17 protein-coding genes and 1 pseudogene are annotated in these 18,693 nt (G+C 34.3%); 11 read left to right on the forward strand and 7 right to left on the reverse strand.

Translation table 11 applies throughout. The features are described from left to right. Window positions 1-8: 8 nt before the first annotated feature. Window positions 9-461 carry an HRDC domain-containing protein gene (locus CQ046_RS05810; protein WP_105701500.1) on the forward strand — a complete coding sequence of 151 codons (453 nt, stop codon included), beginning with the start codon at window positions 9-11 and terminating at the stop codon, window positions 459-461. A gap of 241 nt (window positions 462-702) precedes the next feature. Here CQ046_RS05810 and CQ046_RS05815 read toward each other — a convergent pair whose 3' ends face one another. Further along, the gene (locus CQ046_RS05815) at window positions 703-1,518 is read right to left on the reverse strand and encodes a hypothetical protein (RefSeq protein ID WP_105701347.1); all 816 of its coding nucleotides are present in this window, start codon (window positions 1,516-1,518) and stop codon (window positions 703-705) included. Window positions 1,519-2,060: 542 nt separating this feature from the next. Here CQ046_RS05815 and CQ046_RS05820 point away from each other — a divergent pair. The 8 genes and pseudogenes from CQ046_RS05820 to CQ046_RS05855 form a co-directional block, all read left to right on the forward strand. After that, a pseudogene (locus tag CQ046_RS05820) lies at window positions 2,061-2,219 on the forward strand (HRDC domain-containing protein); the annotation flags it as partial. A gap of 131 nt (window positions 2,220-2,350) precedes the next feature. Then, window positions 2,351-3,703: a histidine--tRNA ligase gene (gene hisS, locus CQ046_RS05825; RefSeq protein ID WP_105701348.1), complete on the forward strand. Its 1,353-nt coding sequence runs from the start codon at window positions 2,351-2,353 to the stop codon at window positions 3,701-3,703. A 191-nt stretch (window positions 3,704-3,894) separates the two neighbouring features. Continuing rightward, the gene (locus tag CQ046_RS05830) at window positions 3,895-4,758 is read left to right on the forward strand and encodes an SHOCT domain-containing protein (RefSeq protein ID WP_105701349.1); all 864 of its coding nucleotides are present in this window, start codon (window positions 3,895-3,897) and stop codon (window positions 4,756-4,758) included. 10 nt (window positions 4,759-4,768) lie between these two features. Beyond that, window positions 4,769-5,617 (forward strand): PH domain-containing protein, encoded by an 849-nt coding sequence (locus tag CQ046_RS05835; protein WP_105701350.1) that lies wholly within the window; start codon window positions 4,769-4,771, stop codon window positions 5,615-5,617. 18 nt (window positions 5,618-5,635) lie between these two features. Further along, the gene (locus CQ046_RS05840; protein ID WP_105701351.1) at window positions 5,636-6,283 is read left to right on the forward strand and encodes a GNAT family N-acetyltransferase; all 648 of its coding nucleotides are present in this window, start codon (window positions 5,636-5,638) and stop codon (window positions 6,281-6,283) included. Window positions 6,284-6,348: 65 nt separating this feature from the next. After that, on the forward strand, window positions 6,349-6,885 hold the full coding sequence (locus CQ046_RS05845; RefSeq protein ID WP_105701352.1) for a PH domain-containing protein: 537 nt from the start codon (window positions 6,349-6,351) through the stop codon (window positions 6,883-6,885). Further along, window positions 6,882-7,619 (forward strand): hypothetical protein, encoded by a 738-nt coding sequence (locus CQ046_RS05850; RefSeq protein WP_105701353.1) that lies wholly within the window; start codon window positions 6,882-6,884, stop codon window positions 7,617-7,619. The genes CQ046_RS05845 and CQ046_RS05850 overlap by 4 nt, the downstream gene beginning before the upstream one ends. A gap of 20 nt (window positions 7,620-7,639) precedes the next feature. After that, complete coding sequence (locus CQ046_RS05855; protein WP_105701354.1) at window positions 7,640-8,431, forward strand: class I SAM-dependent methyltransferase; 792 nt, start codon at window positions 7,640-7,642, stop codon at window positions 8,429-8,431. Window positions 8,432-8,539: 108 nt separating this feature from the next. Here CQ046_RS05855 and CQ046_RS05860 read toward each other — a convergent pair whose 3' ends face one another. From CQ046_RS05860 to CQ046_RS05870, 3 genes are all read right to left on the reverse strand, one after another. Continuing rightward, the gene (locus tag CQ046_RS05860; RefSeq protein WP_105701355.1) at window positions 8,540-8,776 is read right to left on the reverse strand and encodes a YtxH domain-containing protein; all 237 of its coding nucleotides are present in this window, start codon (window positions 8,774-8,776) and stop codon (window positions 8,540-8,542) included. A gap of 99 nt (window positions 8,777-8,875) precedes the next feature. Next, window positions 8,876-9,718, reverse strand: coding sequence for an isoaspartyl peptidase/L-asparaginase (locus tag CQ046_RS05865; protein WP_105701356.1), 843 nt, complete (start codon window positions 9,716-9,718; stop codon window positions 8,876-8,878). 211 nt (window positions 9,719-9,929) lie between these two features. Beyond that, window positions 9,930-10,820, reverse strand: a complete 891-nt coding sequence (locus CQ046_RS05870; RefSeq protein WP_105701357.1) for a cyanophycinase — start codon at window positions 10,818-10,820, stop codon at window positions 9,930-9,932. Between the two features lie 198 nt (window positions 10,821-11,018). Between CQ046_RS05870 and cphA the strand changes: the two genes are divergently transcribed. Beyond that, entirely contained in the window at window positions 11,019-13,649 is a 2,631-nt protein-coding gene (gene cphA / locus CQ046_RS05875; RefSeq protein WP_105701358.1) for a cyanophycin synthetase, read from the forward strand. Window positions 13,650-13,822: 173 nt separating this feature from the next. After that, the gene (locus CQ046_RS05880; RefSeq protein WP_105701359.1) at window positions 13,823-15,241 is read left to right on the forward strand and encodes a tetratricopeptide repeat protein; all 1,419 of its coding nucleotides are present in this window, start codon (window positions 13,823-13,825) and stop codon (window positions 15,239-15,241) included. Window positions 15,242-15,290: 49 nt separating this feature from the next. On the opposite strand, the gene ampC is transcribed toward CQ046_RS05880, so the two are convergent. The 3 genes from ampC to CQ046_RS05895 all read right to left on the reverse strand — a co-directional run bounded on the left by ampC (window position 15,291) and on the right by CQ046_RS05895 (window position 18,470). After that, complete coding sequence (gene ampC / locus CQ046_RS05885; protein ID WP_105701360.1) at window positions 15,291-16,460, reverse strand: class C beta-lactamase; 1,170 nt, start codon at window positions 16,458-16,460, stop codon at window positions 15,291-15,293. A 350-nt stretch (window positions 16,461-16,810) separates the two neighbouring features. Next, complete coding sequence (locus CQ046_RS05890; protein ID WP_228406886.1) at window positions 16,811-17,299, reverse strand: hypothetical protein; 489 nt, start codon at window positions 17,297-17,299, stop codon at window positions 16,811-16,813. Further along, the gene (locus CQ046_RS05895; protein WP_105701361.1) at window positions 17,292-18,470 is read right to left on the reverse strand and encodes a hypothetical protein; all 1,179 of its coding nucleotides are present in this window, start codon (window positions 18,468-18,470) and stop codon (window positions 17,292-17,294) included. Before CQ046_RS05895 ends, CQ046_RS05890 begins: the two co-directional genes overlap by 8 nt. Between the last annotated feature and the right edge of the window lie 223 nt (window positions 18,471-18,693).

The raw sequence follows: 18,693 nt of genomic DNA on the forward strand, positions 1-18,693 counted from the left end.
CACAAATGATGAAAGTAAAAATTTTTAAAATTAGGCTTCCTGAGGAATTTCTCTACAAAGACCAGAAAATGCTGGATGATTTTCTGGAAGACAATGAGATTATAAAAGCAGAAACAGCTTTTGTGAGTGAAGAAAAATATTGGTCAGTAATATTGTATTTTGAAGATTTAAAACTGTCAAAAAATACAGTAAAAGAACCAAAGGCAGCTAAATATTCGGCAGAAAATGATCTTTTGAACACAGATGAAGAAAAGATTCTGGATGCATTGAAGCTATGGAGATCAGAAAAAGCTCGGGAACACAATCTTCCCACTTATTTCATAGCCAGTAATAAGGAATTGATTTCTGTAGTTAAATATAAACCTGCTAAGAAAGAAGAGCTTCTTGAGATCAAAGGATTCGGAAAGCATAAAATTGAAAATTATGGTGAAGAGATCCTTGAGATTCTTGAAAGTATATAATCTTTTGGGAATATTGAAAAATACTCTAATTATACAGGGCAAAGAGTGCCCTGTATAATTAGAATTAAAAAAATTAAATAAATATATATGTTCTTAATATTCTGTATTTATTTACAAGTGACAAAAATATAAACTGTCTATTGTTCTATAAAAAAATGAAAATTTGTTTTTTAAATATTTTAATCGTTTAAAGATTATTGGGAACAGCAGAAAGTTAAAAATATTTTTTTGGTAATAATTATTATGGCTGAGTGTAGTTAATAACTACAGAATTAACCATTGTTCTGTCATAGTTAATACTTTCAACATTCAGAGTATTAACAGTAGGATCGATAAATCTTGTTAAAAATATAATTTTTTGCCCCGCTGTTAAATTAAGAGTTCCTGATGAAAATAAGGTAAAAGGAGTAGAAGCATCTGCTGTCACGTAAGGTTGTGATAGAAATGCAAAAGAGGAATTCCCCGCATAAACAAAGGCACCGGTATAAGGCTTTGATACACCTACTCTTGGAGTACCTGTCATAGCACCTTTTGCTACAAAATTGATATTAAATGTGTAAAATCCACTTTTTAATATTGTTAATTCACCAGTAGAAGCATTATAGCTCGCATAACTCGAAGTTTGTCTTATATCATCATATTTAATGGTTCTTATACTAGAACCTAAATCAGCACCTAAGTAAGTGGTATCATTTCCGGAACTTTTAAACCCTATGATATTTGCCACCGTTGAAACTCCAGGAATAGGAGTGTTTTCATCTAATAATTTTTGCCATTGCCCAGATGCTGTACTAAATTTATAAATATTATCAGCAGTTACATTATTGGGAGAAATTCCTGCATTGGAGGTGTTATAAACTAATAAGGCATTAGCAGGATTTGGAATTGTTGTAAGATCTGTTTTTCCGGTGAGCGCTACTCTGGGGATAAGAAGACCTTTGTTAGTGGACTTAATGTCTAATGCGGAAGAAGAATCAGGAGCAGATGTATTAATTCCCACTTGGGAAAATGCTAAAGCAGATACCAATAGAATTGGTAAAAAAAAGATTTTTTTCATTTTAATGTGTTTTTTAAGTTTTATATGGAGTTGTCGTAATTGTTTGTAAAACAAACTTTAAGAAAAATAAATTGTTATAAAAGGATCAGCAATAAATTGTATTAATTCCTACTTAGGAAAATACTAATGCAGATACCAATAGAATTGGTAAAAAAAAGATTTTTTTCATTTTAATGTGTTTTTTCGATCTTAATTTTGAACTGCAATAGTAGCTATAATAATGATACTTAGGTGAAAAAAAGATACTACTTAGGTGTTATTTGATTGTATTTTGGTATTACTTAGATATTACATAGGTATTACACGATTTATTAATTGTTTGTATTTCAGTTGATTAAAATGTGTTTATCCAAATCCGATATTTTATTACTGATTTTTAGTTTTTCCACAAATATTTATCTATTAACTTAAATCTTAATAAAGGCATATTCTTATCTTAAGTTATAAGAAAGAATATAAAATTTTGAAAACAATAAATTGATCCACAGTTGTATTTTAATAAGAATCAAAATGTGCATTGAAACTCTTGTAGATCAGAAAAAGCTCTGGAACACAATCTTCTCTCTTATTTCATCACAAGTAACAAAGAATTGATTTCTGTAGCTAAATATAAACCTGCTAAGAAAGAAGAATTGCTCGAGATCAAAGGATTTGGAAAGCATAAAATTGAAAATTATGGTGAAGAGATCCTTGAGATTTGAAAGTATTTGATTTTTGAAATAATTGATAACCCAACAACAAAGCTGGAGAAGATTGTTTCTTCATCTTTTTATACTGTGTAAAATTCCTTTCAATTCCGTACTTTTGCATTTATCAAAATGATATACAACAAATGAAGCCAAGTTTAGCAAAAGGGACGAGAGATTTTACGGCACAGGAAGTTTCCAGAAGAAAATATATTATCAATATTTTACAGAATAATTTTGAATTATTCGGGTTTCAGCCATTGGAAACACCAAGTTTTGAAAATCTTTCTACGTTGACAGGAAAATACGGAGAAGAAGGTGACAGACTGATCTTTAAGATTTTAAATTCAGGTGATTATACTTCAGAGGTTAATCAGGAAGACTGGGATCATAAAAACCATCAGAAATTGACTTCTCAAATTTCAGAGAAAGCTCTTCGCTATGACCTTACCGTACCTTTTGCAAGATTTGTAGCCATGAATCATGGAAAATTAACATTTCCTTTCAAACGCTCCCAGATTCAACCGGTATGGAGAGCAGACAGACCCCAGAAGGGAAGATATAGAGAGTTTTATCAGTGTGATGCAGATGTGGTAGGAAGTGAGAGTTTGCTACAGGAAGTGGAGCTGGTTCAATTGTATCTGAAGTCTTTTGCAGATCTGAAAGTTCCGGTAACGATTCATATGAACAACAGAAAGATTCTTTCCGGATTGGCAGAATACGCAGGAATCACAGAGAAACTGATTGATTTCACAGTAGCATTGGATAAGCTGGATAAGATTGGAAAAGATGGAGTTGTAAAAGAATTGCTGGAAAGAGAAATTTCTCAGGAATCTATTGATAAGCTGGATTTCTTATTTACTCAGTCAGACGATGCACTGGAAAATCTTCTTCAGCTGAAAGAAAAATTTGCAGGAAACGAAATTGGCCTGAAAGGAGTAGAAGAACTGGAATATGTTCTTACACAATCTTTGAACCTTGGTGTGGATATGCAAAATCTTGTATTCAATATTACTTTAGCAAGAGGTCTGGATTATTATACAGGAGCCATCTTCGAAGTGAAGGCAGATGAGGTTGCTATGGGATCCATTGGAGGAGGAGGTAGATATGATAACCTGACGGAAGTTTTTGGAGTGAAAAATATTCCGGGAATAGGAATTTCATTCGGATTAGACAGAATCTATCTTGTTATGGAAGAATTGAATCTTTTCCCTGAAGAAGCTTCTTCTAAGATAGAATATCTGTTTGCTAATTCTGGAGGTGAAGAAACAACAGAAGCTTTGAAACTGATTATGCAGCTGAGAGCAAAAGGAATTTCAGCAGAATTATATCCTGAAAATGCAAAAATTAATAAGCAGTTTACTTACGCAGAAAAGAAAGGAATAAAAAATGTAGTTTTCCTGGGTGAAGAAGAACTTAAAAATAATACGGTTACTTTTAAAGATATTGAAGCAGGAGAAAAGAAAACTGTTTCTTTAGAAGAGTTTTTAGGGCGATAGTAGTATACACATATTAAAAAATAAATCAACCACAAAAGCAATTTTTGTGGTTGATTTGTTTGATGGATGCTAAGATTTGAATATTTTTGATCTCTACAATCGGTTCAGAATTTGTAATTTGGAGTCGATGTTATAAAAGCAGGGTAAAATGTTGCCTTGTATTCATAAAAACTTTTAAACATAAAAACCAGATGAATACCAGATGTGCATTGTGCGGTACACCGCTGACGGCTACAGATATGTCCGTAGGTAAAAATAAATTGGCTGACGGTGGCTATTTATGTGCAGGATGTTTTACTAAAGCCATTCATATTAATAGAGACCTCATCAATAATCTTGATCAGTTTTATTTTGCAGAAATTACAGGAATGATGCTGAAAAGTAAAATTGATGCCAGCCGGAATCCTGGAGGAACTCAGTTTTCAGGAAAAAGTCAGTACGAATATGATGCACCCACCAGACTGGATGAAATAAAAGATCAGATTGTTGCACTTAATGCAAGACTGAGCGTTTTGGCGAATGAAGAAGTAAATGAGTTGGCGAATTTACTGGATAAAGACGAAAGACTTTTGGCCATCGCAGAAGGAATAGATCTCCAAAGTAACAGAGAAGGAATTATATTTTCAACCCAGAGAAGAATTGTATTTATTGATAAAAAATTTCTAGGTGGTGTTGTAAAAAACGAATTCCTTACTCACGACATCTCTTCCATTGAACATATTGAAAACCTTTTGTACTCTATATTGAAACTCAATACTTATAGAGGTTCGGCACAGTTCAAGGTACATAATAAAAATGATGGAAAAGCATTTTCCAATGTTCAAAATAGAAGCAGATCCTATAATGAAAACGAATTCACACAAAATTCAAGTCCATTCCAGGCATTTGCTCAAACGATTCCTGATTTGGTAGAGGAAAATGTATATTCTACTGATAAAGCTGATTCCGCTGCTATTTTTGAACAGTTGGAAAAATTAGGAAGGTTGAGAGAAAGCGGAATTTTGACAGATCAAGAGTTTGCAGAACAAAAGAAAAAGCTGCTAGATAAATTATAAAAGAAAAGAAATGAGCAATAATTGTGCATTATGCAATACAGAACTAACGTCCATGGATACACTTTTGGGAGCGAATAAGCTCTCAGACGGCAATGTTTTATGCAATAAATGTTTAAATAAAGTAAGCGATATCAACGAAGAATTGCTGTACAATCTTAATAAATTCAGTATTAATGATATTAATAAAATGCTGAATGAAGAAAAAAATGAAGCCGTTCAGGCAATGATGGATGCAGAACAGAATCTTCCTGTAACAATAGATTCCGGCTCCCCCCAGATATCAAAAGAAGTTTATAAGAGAAGACATCAGAAAATAAAGAGTGAGTTGGAAATGTTGAATGCCAATCTTTCCGTCTTTACCAAAGGAGAAATAAAAGAACTTCCTTATCTGATATCGGAAGAAGAACAAATCATCGCCATTACAGATGCTCAGTTTGTCAATACTTTGGCTGCAGGAATATTAGTGGCAACACCTGCAAGATTAATTTCTGTATCAAAAGCAATGTTTGGAGAAGCAAAAATCAATGATTATCCGAACGAAACCATCAAGGCTGTAAGCTTTGTGTCACATTCAAAGTCTCCAATTATTAAATTGCACCTTGATGAAAGAGTAGTAGAGTTTGAATGTTTCATGGATAAAGAAGATGCAGAGAAGTTTTACGATAAGATAAAAGGAATATATAATAATTCTCAGAAGAATTCTCCAAAAAAAATAGGTTCGGCAAACACAAATATTTCGGTTTCCTCAGAAGAAATTTTTAATCAACTGGAAAAGCTAGGGAAACTAAGAGAAAACGGAATCTTGACGGATGCCGAATTTGCAGAACAGAAAAAGAAACTCCTGCAGCAATTGCAATAAAATTTTTAATACCGAATCATGAAGGATAAAGTATCAGTAGAAATCGTAGAAAAATGGCTTAAAGGATGGTGCTTATCAAGAGAAGTATCTTTTCCTGTTCCTTATAAGTCCGGATTTCATGTGATGGTAGGAGATGAAAAGCAAAAAGAACGCTTTGTATTTCCTGAACTTAATGATGATTTGTTCCAGCTTGCCCATTCAATTGATGACCCCTGGATTTACCTTAAAGTATCCACTTCTCCGGATGAATTCATCAATAAAATTCCTGAACGATGGAAACTGCAGCCACAGGGATATATGATGACCTGTTTTTATCCTATGAATTTTCCGGAAATCAGTCTTGCAAAAGGATATCATTTAGAATTTTCTGAGTATAATACTACTTTTGTAGTGAGGATTGTAGCAGAGAATGGTGAGCAGGCTTCTATAGGCCGTGTTTCTCTTATAGATGATATAGCAGTGTATGACAGGATTATCACCGAAAAGAATCATCAAAGGAAAGGACTCGCTACTTTTTTATTGAAAGAACTGGAAAAAATTGCCTTGTCCAAAGGAGTTACAAATAATCTTTTAGTGGCTACAGAAGAGGGAAAACTATTGTACGAAACCTTAGGTTGGAAAATGTATTGCCTGCATACTTCTATTGTAATCCCTTCAGAAGAATGATGTTTTTTATCGAATTAAATTTTTAATCTTAAATAAAAACTAATTTTAAACCATAAAATAACACTATGAGTGAAAGATCAAGACTTGACGAAATAAGAGATGAACTGAAAAAGCTGGATATAAGCCCTACCATATTTGCCAGAAAAGAGATTCACGAATTGCCGAACATTCTTTCACCAGACGAAAGAATTGTTTATCTGGTAGAAGGCAGAAACAAATTAAACAACCACCATATTATTTTAGTAGCCACAGAAAGAAGACTGATTTTTGTAGATAAAGAGTTCATGTACGGATTGAAAGTAGAAGATTTCTCCTACAGCAAAATAAGCTCCATACAATATGAAACAGAATTCTTATTGGCTTCCATAGATATTCAGGTTACAGATGACGTTGTAGAGATTGATGGAGTAGGAAAGTATCATGCTGAACTGTTTTGTGAAAAAGTAAGAGAGTTCATGTCACTTCCGGAACAGCATTTTCAGAGTAAATCTGAGCCAAGTATTTTAGATCAGCTGGAGCAGTTGGGAAGATTAAAAGAAGCTGGAGTTTTAAGTGAAGAAGAATTCCTTGGGCAAAAGAAAAAATTAATGGAGAAGTTATGATAAAAGAAGTGATTTTTAGAGCGATAAACTGGAGATGGTATTTTACCTCTTTTATTGCATTGTTTATTGGAATTATCTGTTGGTTACTGATCCTTATTTTACCAATTAGCAGTTTTGTATGGAATTTTTTCTCTGCTATCCCTTTTTTGGTGATTGTTGTAAGTTTTATTCTAGGAATTTCCAGAATGTTCAAAAAAGATGAATTTAAAAATGGAATCTATCAGTGTATTTTAAGTTTTTGCATGTTTTTTATTATTGGAGGTTTCTTTGCTTTTTGCCCGCCTAAAAGCCCTTATAAACCTTATAATAATGATATCAAGAATCCAAAGAATGCAGCATTCTCAATGCCTTTAAAGCTGTTCTCAGATAATAAAGAATTGGTTGAGGTTACCCAACCAGATATCCTTATTTACGATTATTTGCAGCCAGGTTCTTATAAATATGATGTTTTCCTGAATAAGATAGAAAAAGGTAAAGTCTACTTAAAAGTCTATGATTTTAATAGCAACAGAATTCTTTCTGAAAAAGAAATCAAAAAACAATCGATGAGAGAAGTCTTTAATCCTGGCGACGAGCTGAGAGAGTTTTCAAGTGATGATAAAGACTTTACAGTGAAAGAAGGGGATTGGGGAGATTATTACGGGAGCAAAATTGAGGTTTGGTTTCAACCAGCGGATTTCAGCCAGCCGGAAAGGAAATTAATAACAAAAAACTATATCATTCAGGGTAACTAGCATAATTTAAAACTTACACCATGGAAAATTATTTAGAAATTAATCAAAAATCGTGGAATGCCAAAGTAGAACCCCATCTGAAATCAGATTTCTACTTTGTAGATGAATTTTTAAAAGGAAGGACATCTCTGAACTCCATAGAGCTGGAACTTCTTGGAGACATAAAAGGGAAAACCATTCTGCATCTGCAATGTCATTTCGGGCAGGATTCTATTTCTCTGTCAAGAATGGGTGCTCAAGTTACCGGAATAGATCTTTCCGACAAAGCTATTGATACAGCCAGAGAACTTGCACAGAAATGTGGTACGGATACAGAATTCATCTGTTCAGATGTATATGATCTACCGAATGTTCTGGATCAGAAATTTGATATCGTTTATACAAGTTATGGTACTATTGGATGGCTTCCTGATCTTGAAAAATGGGCTGGGGTTATTGATCATTTCTTAAAACCGGGAGGACAATTCATTATGGTAGAATTTCACCCTGTTGTTTGGATGTTTGATGATGACTTTACAAAAGTGGCTTACAACTATTTCAACGAAAAACCAATTGTAGAAACGTACGAAGGAACATATGCAGATCAGTCTGCGCCTATTGTACAGGAATATGTAATGTGGAATCACTCTGTATCAGAAGTTCTTGATAATTTGATTAAAAAAGATTTACAACTGAATACTTTCCGGGAATTTGACTGGTCACCCTATCCTTGCTTCAGACATGTAGAAGAATTTGAAACAGGAAAATGGAGAATTCCACAGTTTGGAAATAAGGTACCTCTTGTATATGCATTAGCAGCACAGAAAAAGTAAATGAATTGATCAATATCTGAATGATTTAAATTAAAACAAAAAGTCATCGTAGTGCTATTACGATGACTTTTTCCTATATATGAATGTTAAAAAAACTGCTCTTGTTAATTAGCTTAGAGAATCTTCAGCCTTTGTTTTTGCTTCGTCCACTTTAGTCTGAACCTGGGAAGCAACATCATTGGCTTTACTTTTAAGGTCATTTCCCCATTTGTTAAGATTGTCTTTTGCTGTATTGATTTTATCTTTTACTGCTTGTTGATCTTCAGGGCTTGAGTTCTTATATTTCCAATAAGCTAATGCACCTAAACCTAATAAAGCTAATAGTCCTTTTGCTTTGTTTCCCATGATTTCTATTTTTTTATGTATTAATATTAAAATTTGTTGTTATGAATAATGTAAAATACGTGCCAAAAAAATAAATGGACTTATAAAAAAATGTTAAATTTAAGAAAAGACTTGGAAATTTTTACCGTCAAAACTGGCGAAAACCATAGTAGGATAGGAATCCTGATGATAAACATTCCCTTCTTTGTCAATAGCAATGGCACCTGCGAACCCATCAATGGTTTTAAGTTCATCAAATGTTTTGCTGAAAGCCTGCTGAAGGCTCATTCCGTCTGTAACTCTTGTTACAATTTTTGTGGCAGTAGCATTGCTCACAATATCTTCTCCCACACCGGTACAGCTTACTGCACAGAATGCATTGGCATAATTTCCGGCCACCGTGGCAGAATCTGAAATTCTTCCGGGAATTTCAAAACCTTTTCCTCCCGTAGAAGTTGCAACAGCCAGTTTTCCTTCATGATCTATAGCAACACAGCCTACTGTTCCCTTGCCTCCGTTAGCAAGTTTAGTCTCATATTCTTTTCTTCTCTGAGGAATTTCCGTAGAAAAATTTTCAAAACCATGCTCTGCAGCATAGATTTTTGCACCATTTCCTCCTAAAACTCTATCATCCTCATTGATCAGATCTTTGGCAACAAAAATAGGATTCTTTACATCTTGAATATTGATCACACCGCTTAGCTTCTGAGTGTCTCCGTTCATAATTGCAGCGCTCATGCGAATAATGCCGTCACTTTGAATCTGAGACCCGATTCCTGCATTGTATAATGGATCGTTTTCCAGTAATGAAACGGCATATGCAACGGTATCAAAAGCGGAATGTGTTTTAAGATAATCAAAAGCTTTTTGGGCAATTTCTTTTAAAGAGTCCTGTTTAGCTGTTTTTACTTCATGGCTTTGGTCGCTTTCTGAGAAAAAACCGCCGTGGATAATGATTTTCATAGTAGATATGGGTTTCTTGTTCCCGAGTTATGTATTTATCATAGTCAATAATAATCCGGGTTATTAATAGGAAGAAAAGATAAGAATTTTATTAATATTCTGTATTAATGTGAGTTTTGTGTTCCGGGATTTCGAGTTTGCTATATTTTTTGGAAAACAAATCTCGATGTTATCTATAAGACCCCCGAATCTCGAAATCCCGCACCCTTCACTACTTATCCTGCGGTATCGGATTAAACTGAGAATTCTCAATAGTTAATACCTTCGTTGTAAGATCATAATGATCATTCATAGACATTACGTGTACCGTTAAATTATCAATAGAAATAGGCTCTCCAAGATTAATATTCGTAAGATTGGTATCTTTAATAAATCTTCCGTCTACTAATATAACAAGACCTGAACCTACAGCTGTCATCACATCATTATGAATGAAAAGTCCTGTATCTTCTCCCAGTCCGATTCCCAGGGTTCTCGGATTGTTCACTACCGCCTGGAAAAGACGCCCGATTCTTCCCCGTTGTACGAAGTGGGTATCAATAATAACATTATCAATTAAACCTAATCCCTGAGTGGTTTTGATTTCTCCTTTTAAAAGAGCTTCAGAACTGCTTCCCTGGTAGATCATATTTTCAGAAGCGGCAGCAGCACCTGCGGAGGTACCGGAATAAATAAAATCCTGTTCCTGATATTTTAATAAAATCGTATCGTGGAATCTTGTACCCCCAAGAATAGAGGTCAGTCTCAGTTGATCCCCTCCAGTGAACATCATGACATCAGCAGCATTTGCTCTTGCTACCATCGCATCAGAATTAGCTTCTTCACGGTTGTGGATGTCCAGAACATTTACATTTTTAGCACCAAGAAATTCAAATGCTTTTTTATATTCAGAGCCTACAATCTGGGGGATTTGAGAGGCGGTTGTTACAATTTCAATGACAGAATTTTCCTTAAGTTTTGATTCATTAATGATCTTTCGTAAGATCCCACGCTCAAAAAAATTAAGATTCTTTTCGATATTTTGATCATAATCGGTTTCAGCAAAACTTCCTTTGTTTACAGCTCCTCCAATAACTATTAATTTTCCAACAGGTTTCGTCATGGTACAAAATTAAAAAATAATTAACATTCTTTGGCGAATTTCGTGCCATCTTTAGTTGATTTTTAATGTTTTAGGAATGTTAATTAAAATTAATATTTTTTTAATAAATCTTTAATTGTGGTATGGTTTCATTTAGGGTTTTGCATTATCTTTGGCTATGAAAGGAGTTATTATTAAATGTTAAAATGCCAATAGACTATGAAAATCGAAAAGATTCAGGCACTTAGAGGTCCTAACATCTGGAGCATCAGAAGAAAGAAGCTGATACAGATGAGGTTAGACTTAGAAGAATTGGAGGATTATCCTACCAATAAAATAGAAGGTTTCCGCGAGAGGATTGAAAAATTAATTCCTTCATTAATTACCCACCGATGCTCAGAAGGAGTAGAAGGAGGCTTTTTCCATAGAGTGGAAACAGGAACCTGGATGGGACACGTCATTGAGCATATTGCCTTGGAAATACAAACCTTGGCAGGAATGGATGTGGGGTTCGGAAGAACCCGCGAAACAAAGACTCCAGGAGTGTATAATGTGGTATTTAATTATATCGAAAAAAATGCAGGGATCTATGCAGCAGAAGAATCTGTAAAAATTGCAGAAGCTCTGATAGAAGCGAAAGATTATGATCTGAATGCATGTATTCACCGCTTAAAGGAAATCAGAGAACGTGTACGTTTGGGACCGTCAACCGGAAGTATTGTAGAAGAAGCAGCTTCCAGAAGAATCCCTTGGATCAGATTGGGGACAAATTCTCTGGTACAGCTGGGGTATGGAGTGAATCAACAAAGGTTTCAGGCTACTATTACAGGAAAAACAAGTTCTATTGCTGTAGATATTGCCTGTAATAAAGAATTGACCAAAAGAATGCTTCACGATGCAGCTATTCCTGTACCGATAGGAGATCTGGTTATAGATGAAGAAGGATTAAATGCGGTGATCAGAAAAATAGGCTATCCTATTGTTCTAAAACCTCTGGATGGAAATCACGGAAAAGGCTCTTCCATTAATGTAAATGAATGGGAGGCTGCTAAAATAGGTCTGGAACACGCTCAAAAGTATTCAAGAAAAGTAATTGTTGAGAAATATATTACAGGGTATGATTTCCGTATACTGGTTATCAATAATAAAATGGTGGCAGCAGCAAGAAGAGTTCCTGCCCATGTTGTAGGTGATGGCGAACTGAACCTTCAGCAGCTTATTGAAAAGGAAAACAAAGATCCAAGAAGAGGTTATGGTCATGAAAATGTCCTTACCGAAATTGAGGTAGATAAAGATACTCTGGAACTTCTTGATAAACTTCAGTATACCCTGGAAACAGTTCCTCAAAAAGGAGAAATTGTTTATCTGAAGTCAACGGCTAATCTTTCAACCGGAGGAACGTCTATTGATGTAACAGATATGGTACATCCGGAAAATATCACAATGGCCGAAAGGATTTCCAAAATCATTGGATTGGATGTCTGTGGTATTGACGTGATGGCGGAGAATCTTACTCAACCTTTAAAAGAAAGCGGCGGAGCTATTATTGAAGTCAATGCAGCACCAGGATTCAGAATGCACCTTGCTCCAAGTGAAGGGTTACCAAGAAACGTTGCTGCTCCAGTAGTGGACATGCTTTATCCGCAGGGTAAGCCTTTTACAATTCCGATTATTGCGGTAACGGGAACCAATGGAAAAACAACCACGACGAGACTTATCTCACATATTGTAAAAAGTAACGGCTATAGAGTTGGATTCACCACTTCGGACGGAATTTATATTCAAAATACAATGTTGTCTAAAGGAGATACTACAGGACCGCTTTCAGCAGAGTTTATCCTGAAAGATCCTACAGTGGAATTTGCAGTTCTGGAAACAGCCAGAGGAGGAATTTTACGTTCCGGACTTGGCTTTTCACAATGTGATATCGGAGTTTTGACCAATATTGAGGAGGATCATTTGGGAATGAATGATATTCACAACTTAAAAGATCTTACCAAAGTAAAAAGGGTAGTTCTGGATAGTGTAAAGAAAAGCGGTTGGAGTGTGTTGAATGCAGACAGCGAATATTCTATGAGGATTGTCAATGATCTCGATTCTAATGTAGCGATCTTCAGTATGGATGAAAATAACCCTCATATCGTAAAGTTTGCGAAAGAAGGAAAAATCACATGCGTTTATGAAGAAGGTTTTGTGACGATTAAAAAAGGAGATTGGAAAATCAGAATAGGAAAAGCCAAAGATTTCCCGATCACAATGGAAGGAAAGGCCAGATTTATGATTGAAAACGTATTGGCGGCAAGTTTGGCGAGTTACCTTTACGGATTCGGGATTGAAGATATTTCCAATTCTTTGAGAACCTTTATTCCAAGTGCTCAGCTTACGCCGGGAAGACTGAATGTTTTTAAATTCAAAAACTTTAAAGTTCTGATCGATTTTGCTCATAATCCTTCAGGCTATGAAGCGATTGAAGATTATCTTAAAAATGTAGAGTCCACGAAGAAAATTGGTATTATTTCTGGTGTTGGAGACCGAAGAGATGGTGATATCAGAGAATGTGGAAAGATTGCAGGAAGAATGTTTGATCATATCATTATCCGAAACGAAAAACATCTTCGAGGAAGAACTGAGGAGGAGATCAATGGATTGATTATCGAAGGAATGCAGTCTGCAGGAAAAGATGTAAGCTACGAGATTATTCCTAAAGAAATAGAAGCCTTGAAACACGCTATGGGAATGGCAGAAGAAGGAACATTTATCACAGCTTTGAGTGATGTTATCTCCAATGCTATTGATCTGGTACAGGAATATCAGGCAAGAGAATTATTGGAAGACGATAAAAACGTATAAATAAATCTTTATCAACTTATTAAAATTGCAATACGAAATGAATAAAAACGTATTGCAATTTTTTTATACCCATAGCACTGCTGTTGATTTGCAAATACATTGTAAATACTTTTAACTTTTTTTTAAAAGTGAAAAAAATAAAAAATTATTAACTTGCAGTACGATCGGTTTTTATGAAAAAGGCACTATTTATTTTCTTTCTTTATTTTTCTGTACAGTCTTATTCTCAAAACTATATTCCGGCAAAGCTGGATAGTATAACGAGTGTCTATAAGAATAAAGGAGAATATGAAAAGGTTTTCCAATACAATATAGCTGCACTTCAGTATTATAAAGAACATGATAACCCCGAGGGAGAGGCTTTGGCTAATATTAATATTGCTAATGCCCTTTCTACCTTTGATGAGCACCAGAAAAGCCTGCATTATCTGGATGAAGCTAAAAAGCAACTTAAATTAATCAATAATAATGGACTGAATGCCAGATTGTGTAATGAAATTGCAAGAAATTATGCTTTTTTAGGGCTTTATAATCAGGCTAATATTCAACTCAATAAATCGATAGAATATCTTAAGCATGCCCCTGATACAAAAGAGAACAGAAATTCTTTATTTTTTGTGTATATCTGGAAGTGGTCCAATTTTGAGGATTTAAAACTCCCGGATTCTATTAACGCAATGCGGAAAAAAGGACTAAAAGATTTTCCCAATGAGCCTAAAATTTATGTAAGAATTGCAGAGCAGTTTTTATCTAAAAAACAACATCTTGATTCCGTAGAATATTACCTGAATAAGGCATCTGTACTGGCTGTAGAAAATAACAGTTCTCTTCACGCCTACGGAGCTATTGCAACAAGACGTGGAAACCTTTATACTCTGAAAAAAGATTATCCAAAGGCGCTTGAATATTATCAGGAATCTTTACCCATCTATCTGAAAATAAATCGTGGTGCAGATATTATAGATACTTATAAAAAGATCTATCAAACTTATCTGGCTTTACATGATCTTCCAAAAGCGAATGAATATCTGGCAAAATATACTGAACTCAACGACAGCATTCAGTCTGGAGAAAGAAAAGCGGTTGCTTCTGTTGTGAACAATCTTGCTGTTGAACAGGAAAAAGAGCGAAATAATCTCTATCTAATTATTGCTGCTATTGCTGGTATTGCAGTAGTATCTCTTGTTGCAGTAGTTATGATCCGGAGACGTAATAAAGGAAGAGATAAGTTACTTGAAGAACAGAAGAAAATAATTAATGAAAAAATAGTAGAAACAGATCAACTGAAAAAGAAAATAGATACCTCTATTAATGATTTGGCTAAAATGGCCACATCCAATAACCCATTTTTCATAAGTAAGTTTAAAGAAGTATATCCGGAATTTTATGAAAAGCTAACTTCACAATATCCCGAACTTACCAGTCATGATATAAAATTTATCGCTTATGTAAGGCTTAATCTTACCAATAAGGAAATCGGACAATGTGGAAATGTAACAGTAAGGGCTGTTGAAACCAAAAAATACAGACTTAAGAAGAAACTAGAATTACCAACTGATATGGACTTAGGAACCTGGGTTTCAGAATTATAATTAAAATAAAAATGCCTCAGGTATTTCTGAGACATTTTATTGTGATTGATTATAATTTTTCAGACTTTTCTATATAGGATAAGAGTTTATAAGCAATGTCAATCCTTTCAGCATTAGGATAATTTTTATTGGCAAGAATTACGATACCAATTTTTTTCGAAGGAACATACATTACATACGCTCCAAAACCATTGGTAGCTCCTGTTTTATTGATCAGTACATCGAGTTTCGGTTTTTGATGAGGAAGGATTTCCTTTACAGGATTAGGTTTAAAGGCCATATCCGCTGAATTTCCTTTTTGAAGCTTTTCCAGTGTTACAGGGTAATTATATTGTTCCCAAATAAGATCCTGTGTCATTTCTGAGGTGTTAAAATAGCCGGTATGGGTATTCATTATTGCGGCAGATAATTTACTGTCAATGCTTCCAATTCCCATATTAGCATCCACAAAAGTAATCATATCCTGTGTGCATGATTTCACTCCATAAGCTTCATCAGCCAAAACTTCAGGGTTTAAACGTATAGGTTCATTATTTTTATTGTAACCGAACGCATATTGACTCATATTTTCAGCTGGTACTGTGTAAAATGTATTATTTAATCCCATTTTAGCAAAAACATTTTCAGTCATAGCTTTGGAAAAAGGCTGTTTAAATGATTTTCCGGCGATAATCCCTAACAGACCGATGCTTGGATTCGTGTACATCCTTTGAGTACCTGCCGGATAATCAGGCTTCCATGTATTATAATAATTGATGAGTTGTTCATTATTGGTCACCTCCTCAGGTAACTGGAGCGTAAATCCACCTGCGGTATGTGTTCCAAGATTATATAGCTTTATTTGGTCAAAAGCGGTGTTTTTAATTTCGGGCATATATTTGCTCACTGGGTCAGATAGGTTAAGTGTTCCGTTCACATGTGATAAACTGGCTAAAGTAGCCGTGAATGTTTTGCTTACAGAGCCCAGCTCAAATAACGTTTTATTGGTAACTTCTATCTGGTCTGCTTTTGAAGCCAGTCCATAATTGAAAAAAGTATGTTTTCCGTCTATCGTTATGGCAATACTCAACCCTGGAATTTCATTTTTCTCCATGACAGGTTTCACCAGAGCATCCAAATAATTATTAAGATCTGACGCCTCCTCTTTCTTGGGATTATTACAGCTTGATAAAAAAGATAAACATAATACCGCAACAGATATGTTTTTTAAACTTCGCATAATTTTAAGATTTTATAATTGAATTTTTTACTTGTGTATACAGTGAGAAATTTCCTAAAGAATTTTAAGCGAAAGTAAAATAAATTTGCAGTATTATCTCTACTACAATTGCACTACAGTTATCTATTTAATTGAATATTAGTATTTTGTAATTTTTTTGAAGAGCGTTTGAAATAGCAGGGAACTGTTAGAAAAGAATTAGCTGAAAGAATTTTATCCTTAGAAAAAGGTGATGGTGAAGGGGTATATGCTAAATAAGTTTCGGCTGAACCTTTGGTTCAGCCGAAACCTGTTTTTTCAAAAATTAAAAGATATACTATTATTTACAGTAATTGTATCAGGTTTTACTCTTATAAGCTTTCCCAGGTTTTCTTAATTTTCTGCATTTTCACAAGATAAAAATACAAAGGAATTAATTCAAGCCTTATTGTAAAGCTAATATTGGAAAAAGTAAAAGGAATAATGGCCATCATGATTAAACAAATACCAATACCTATGATTGCATCAATTATTGCGGCCTGTACAGCCCATTTTTGTTCAAACCAAAGTCCATAGGCAACAATACCTTTATATAAAAAAAGGAAAGATATCAAAAGACCTATCATTGAGTAGGGATGGTTTGCTTTTATTCCATATAAGGATAAACTAATATGAGTTAAAAAAGAACCTGCCATCAACAAAATAGCAGCTATTGCTCCTCCAATTAAAAAGAACCATAAGAAAATTTTAATCCACGTGGGTAATAGATTTCTTCTTCGGGTTAAAGTAGTGTTTTCAAATTCTGCAAAAGGTGTTGACCTTTCTTCCATGTATATTAGTTTTATAAATTGTTTATCCAAAAAAAGCATTCGAGCTTCCGATCCAAATGGCATCTTTTTTATTAAAATCCACATTTACCATAGCGGCCTTGGTCATTCTTCCCAGATTTTCCAATAGGATAGGACGTTCGTCATTTTCCCGCCAAATATACAATAAACGAATTTCTGCTTTTGAGAATTCTCCGTTGATATCTTCAAAGATAGGTTCATAAGTTACCTTTCTCTGCAGAATATAGTTTTCTTTATCCTGAATGGCATCTGTAATTTCCTTTGTTGGATTCAAATTAACTCCACTTCCTGCAAACGAAAATAAGGGTTTCAATACAAAATCGTCAAGGTTTTCATTTTCCGGAAACTCATGCAGGAAATAGCTTTTCGGAACAAATTGATGATTTAATAAAGGTAAAAGGAACTTTGATATTTTAAAGAACCAGTTCGGATGGGTAATCCACTTGACATCAACTTCCTCACGGAAATTAAATTCTGTAACAAGATCCGGAATATTGTCCAGCTCATCAAATATAATACGGTTGTAGATTCTTTTGATTTCTGTCAGCTTCCCATTGTTTTCATAATAGAGTTTCTTGCCTTCCTTTTTCACTTTGGTAAGACAAACTGTTTTTATTCCTAATAATTTCTCTGTTAAAGCAAAATCAATAGCTGTTTTTTGTTTTTCCGGGAATATTTCAAGCAGAATCACATTTTCAGGGTTTTCATCACCTACAATTAGCTCCTTCAAATAGTTTTTAAAGGTTTCATGAGGCATAGGATTTTTGATTTCTGAAAGAAAAGGATACACTTCACAGAATGTTTCTTCATATACTTTCTGAAAAGCATACAAAGAAGGGAATGCCTGAAGCTCTATCAGCTGAGGTTCTATTTCTCCGTTTTCGCTTTTGCAGACTCCAAAATCTATGGTGAAAAAATGAGGCTGATCGGTATCATTGGGAACTCTACAGTTATCAGGGATCGCCTTTTGAAGTAATTCTTCCGGCATGGCCTTAATCTGGCTGATAATACTTTCGCTGGCATCTATGAGCTTACTTTCAAATTCTTTAGTAAGAAAAATAGGACTTTCTGAAACTCTGAAAGTGGGAGCTATACCTCCTTTTTGCAGCAATATATCTTTTAATTGATCGTATTTTTCATACGAAAACTCCTGATTGTACTGTTTTCTGTATTTTGGAATCATATTTTTTTTCTTTTGTGATGTTAAAAAAATCGAGCATTTCTGCCCGATTTGATTTTACCACAAAAGGCACAAAAGTTTTAGAATATAAAAGTTTAAAATGCACTTTTTATAGTTATGTTTATTTGATATGAAAATTCTTAGATTTTCAAAAAAAGCTTAAGTGTTCTTTTCAGCAGCTTTTATGATTCTTATTGGGCTCTTTTTCGAAATCGCTTTTGTGGCT

It is taken from the genome of Chryseobacterium sp. MYb7, assembly GCF_002979455.1.
Lineage (GTDB): Bacteria > Bacteroidota > Bacteroidia > Flavobacteriales > Weeksellaceae > Chryseobacterium.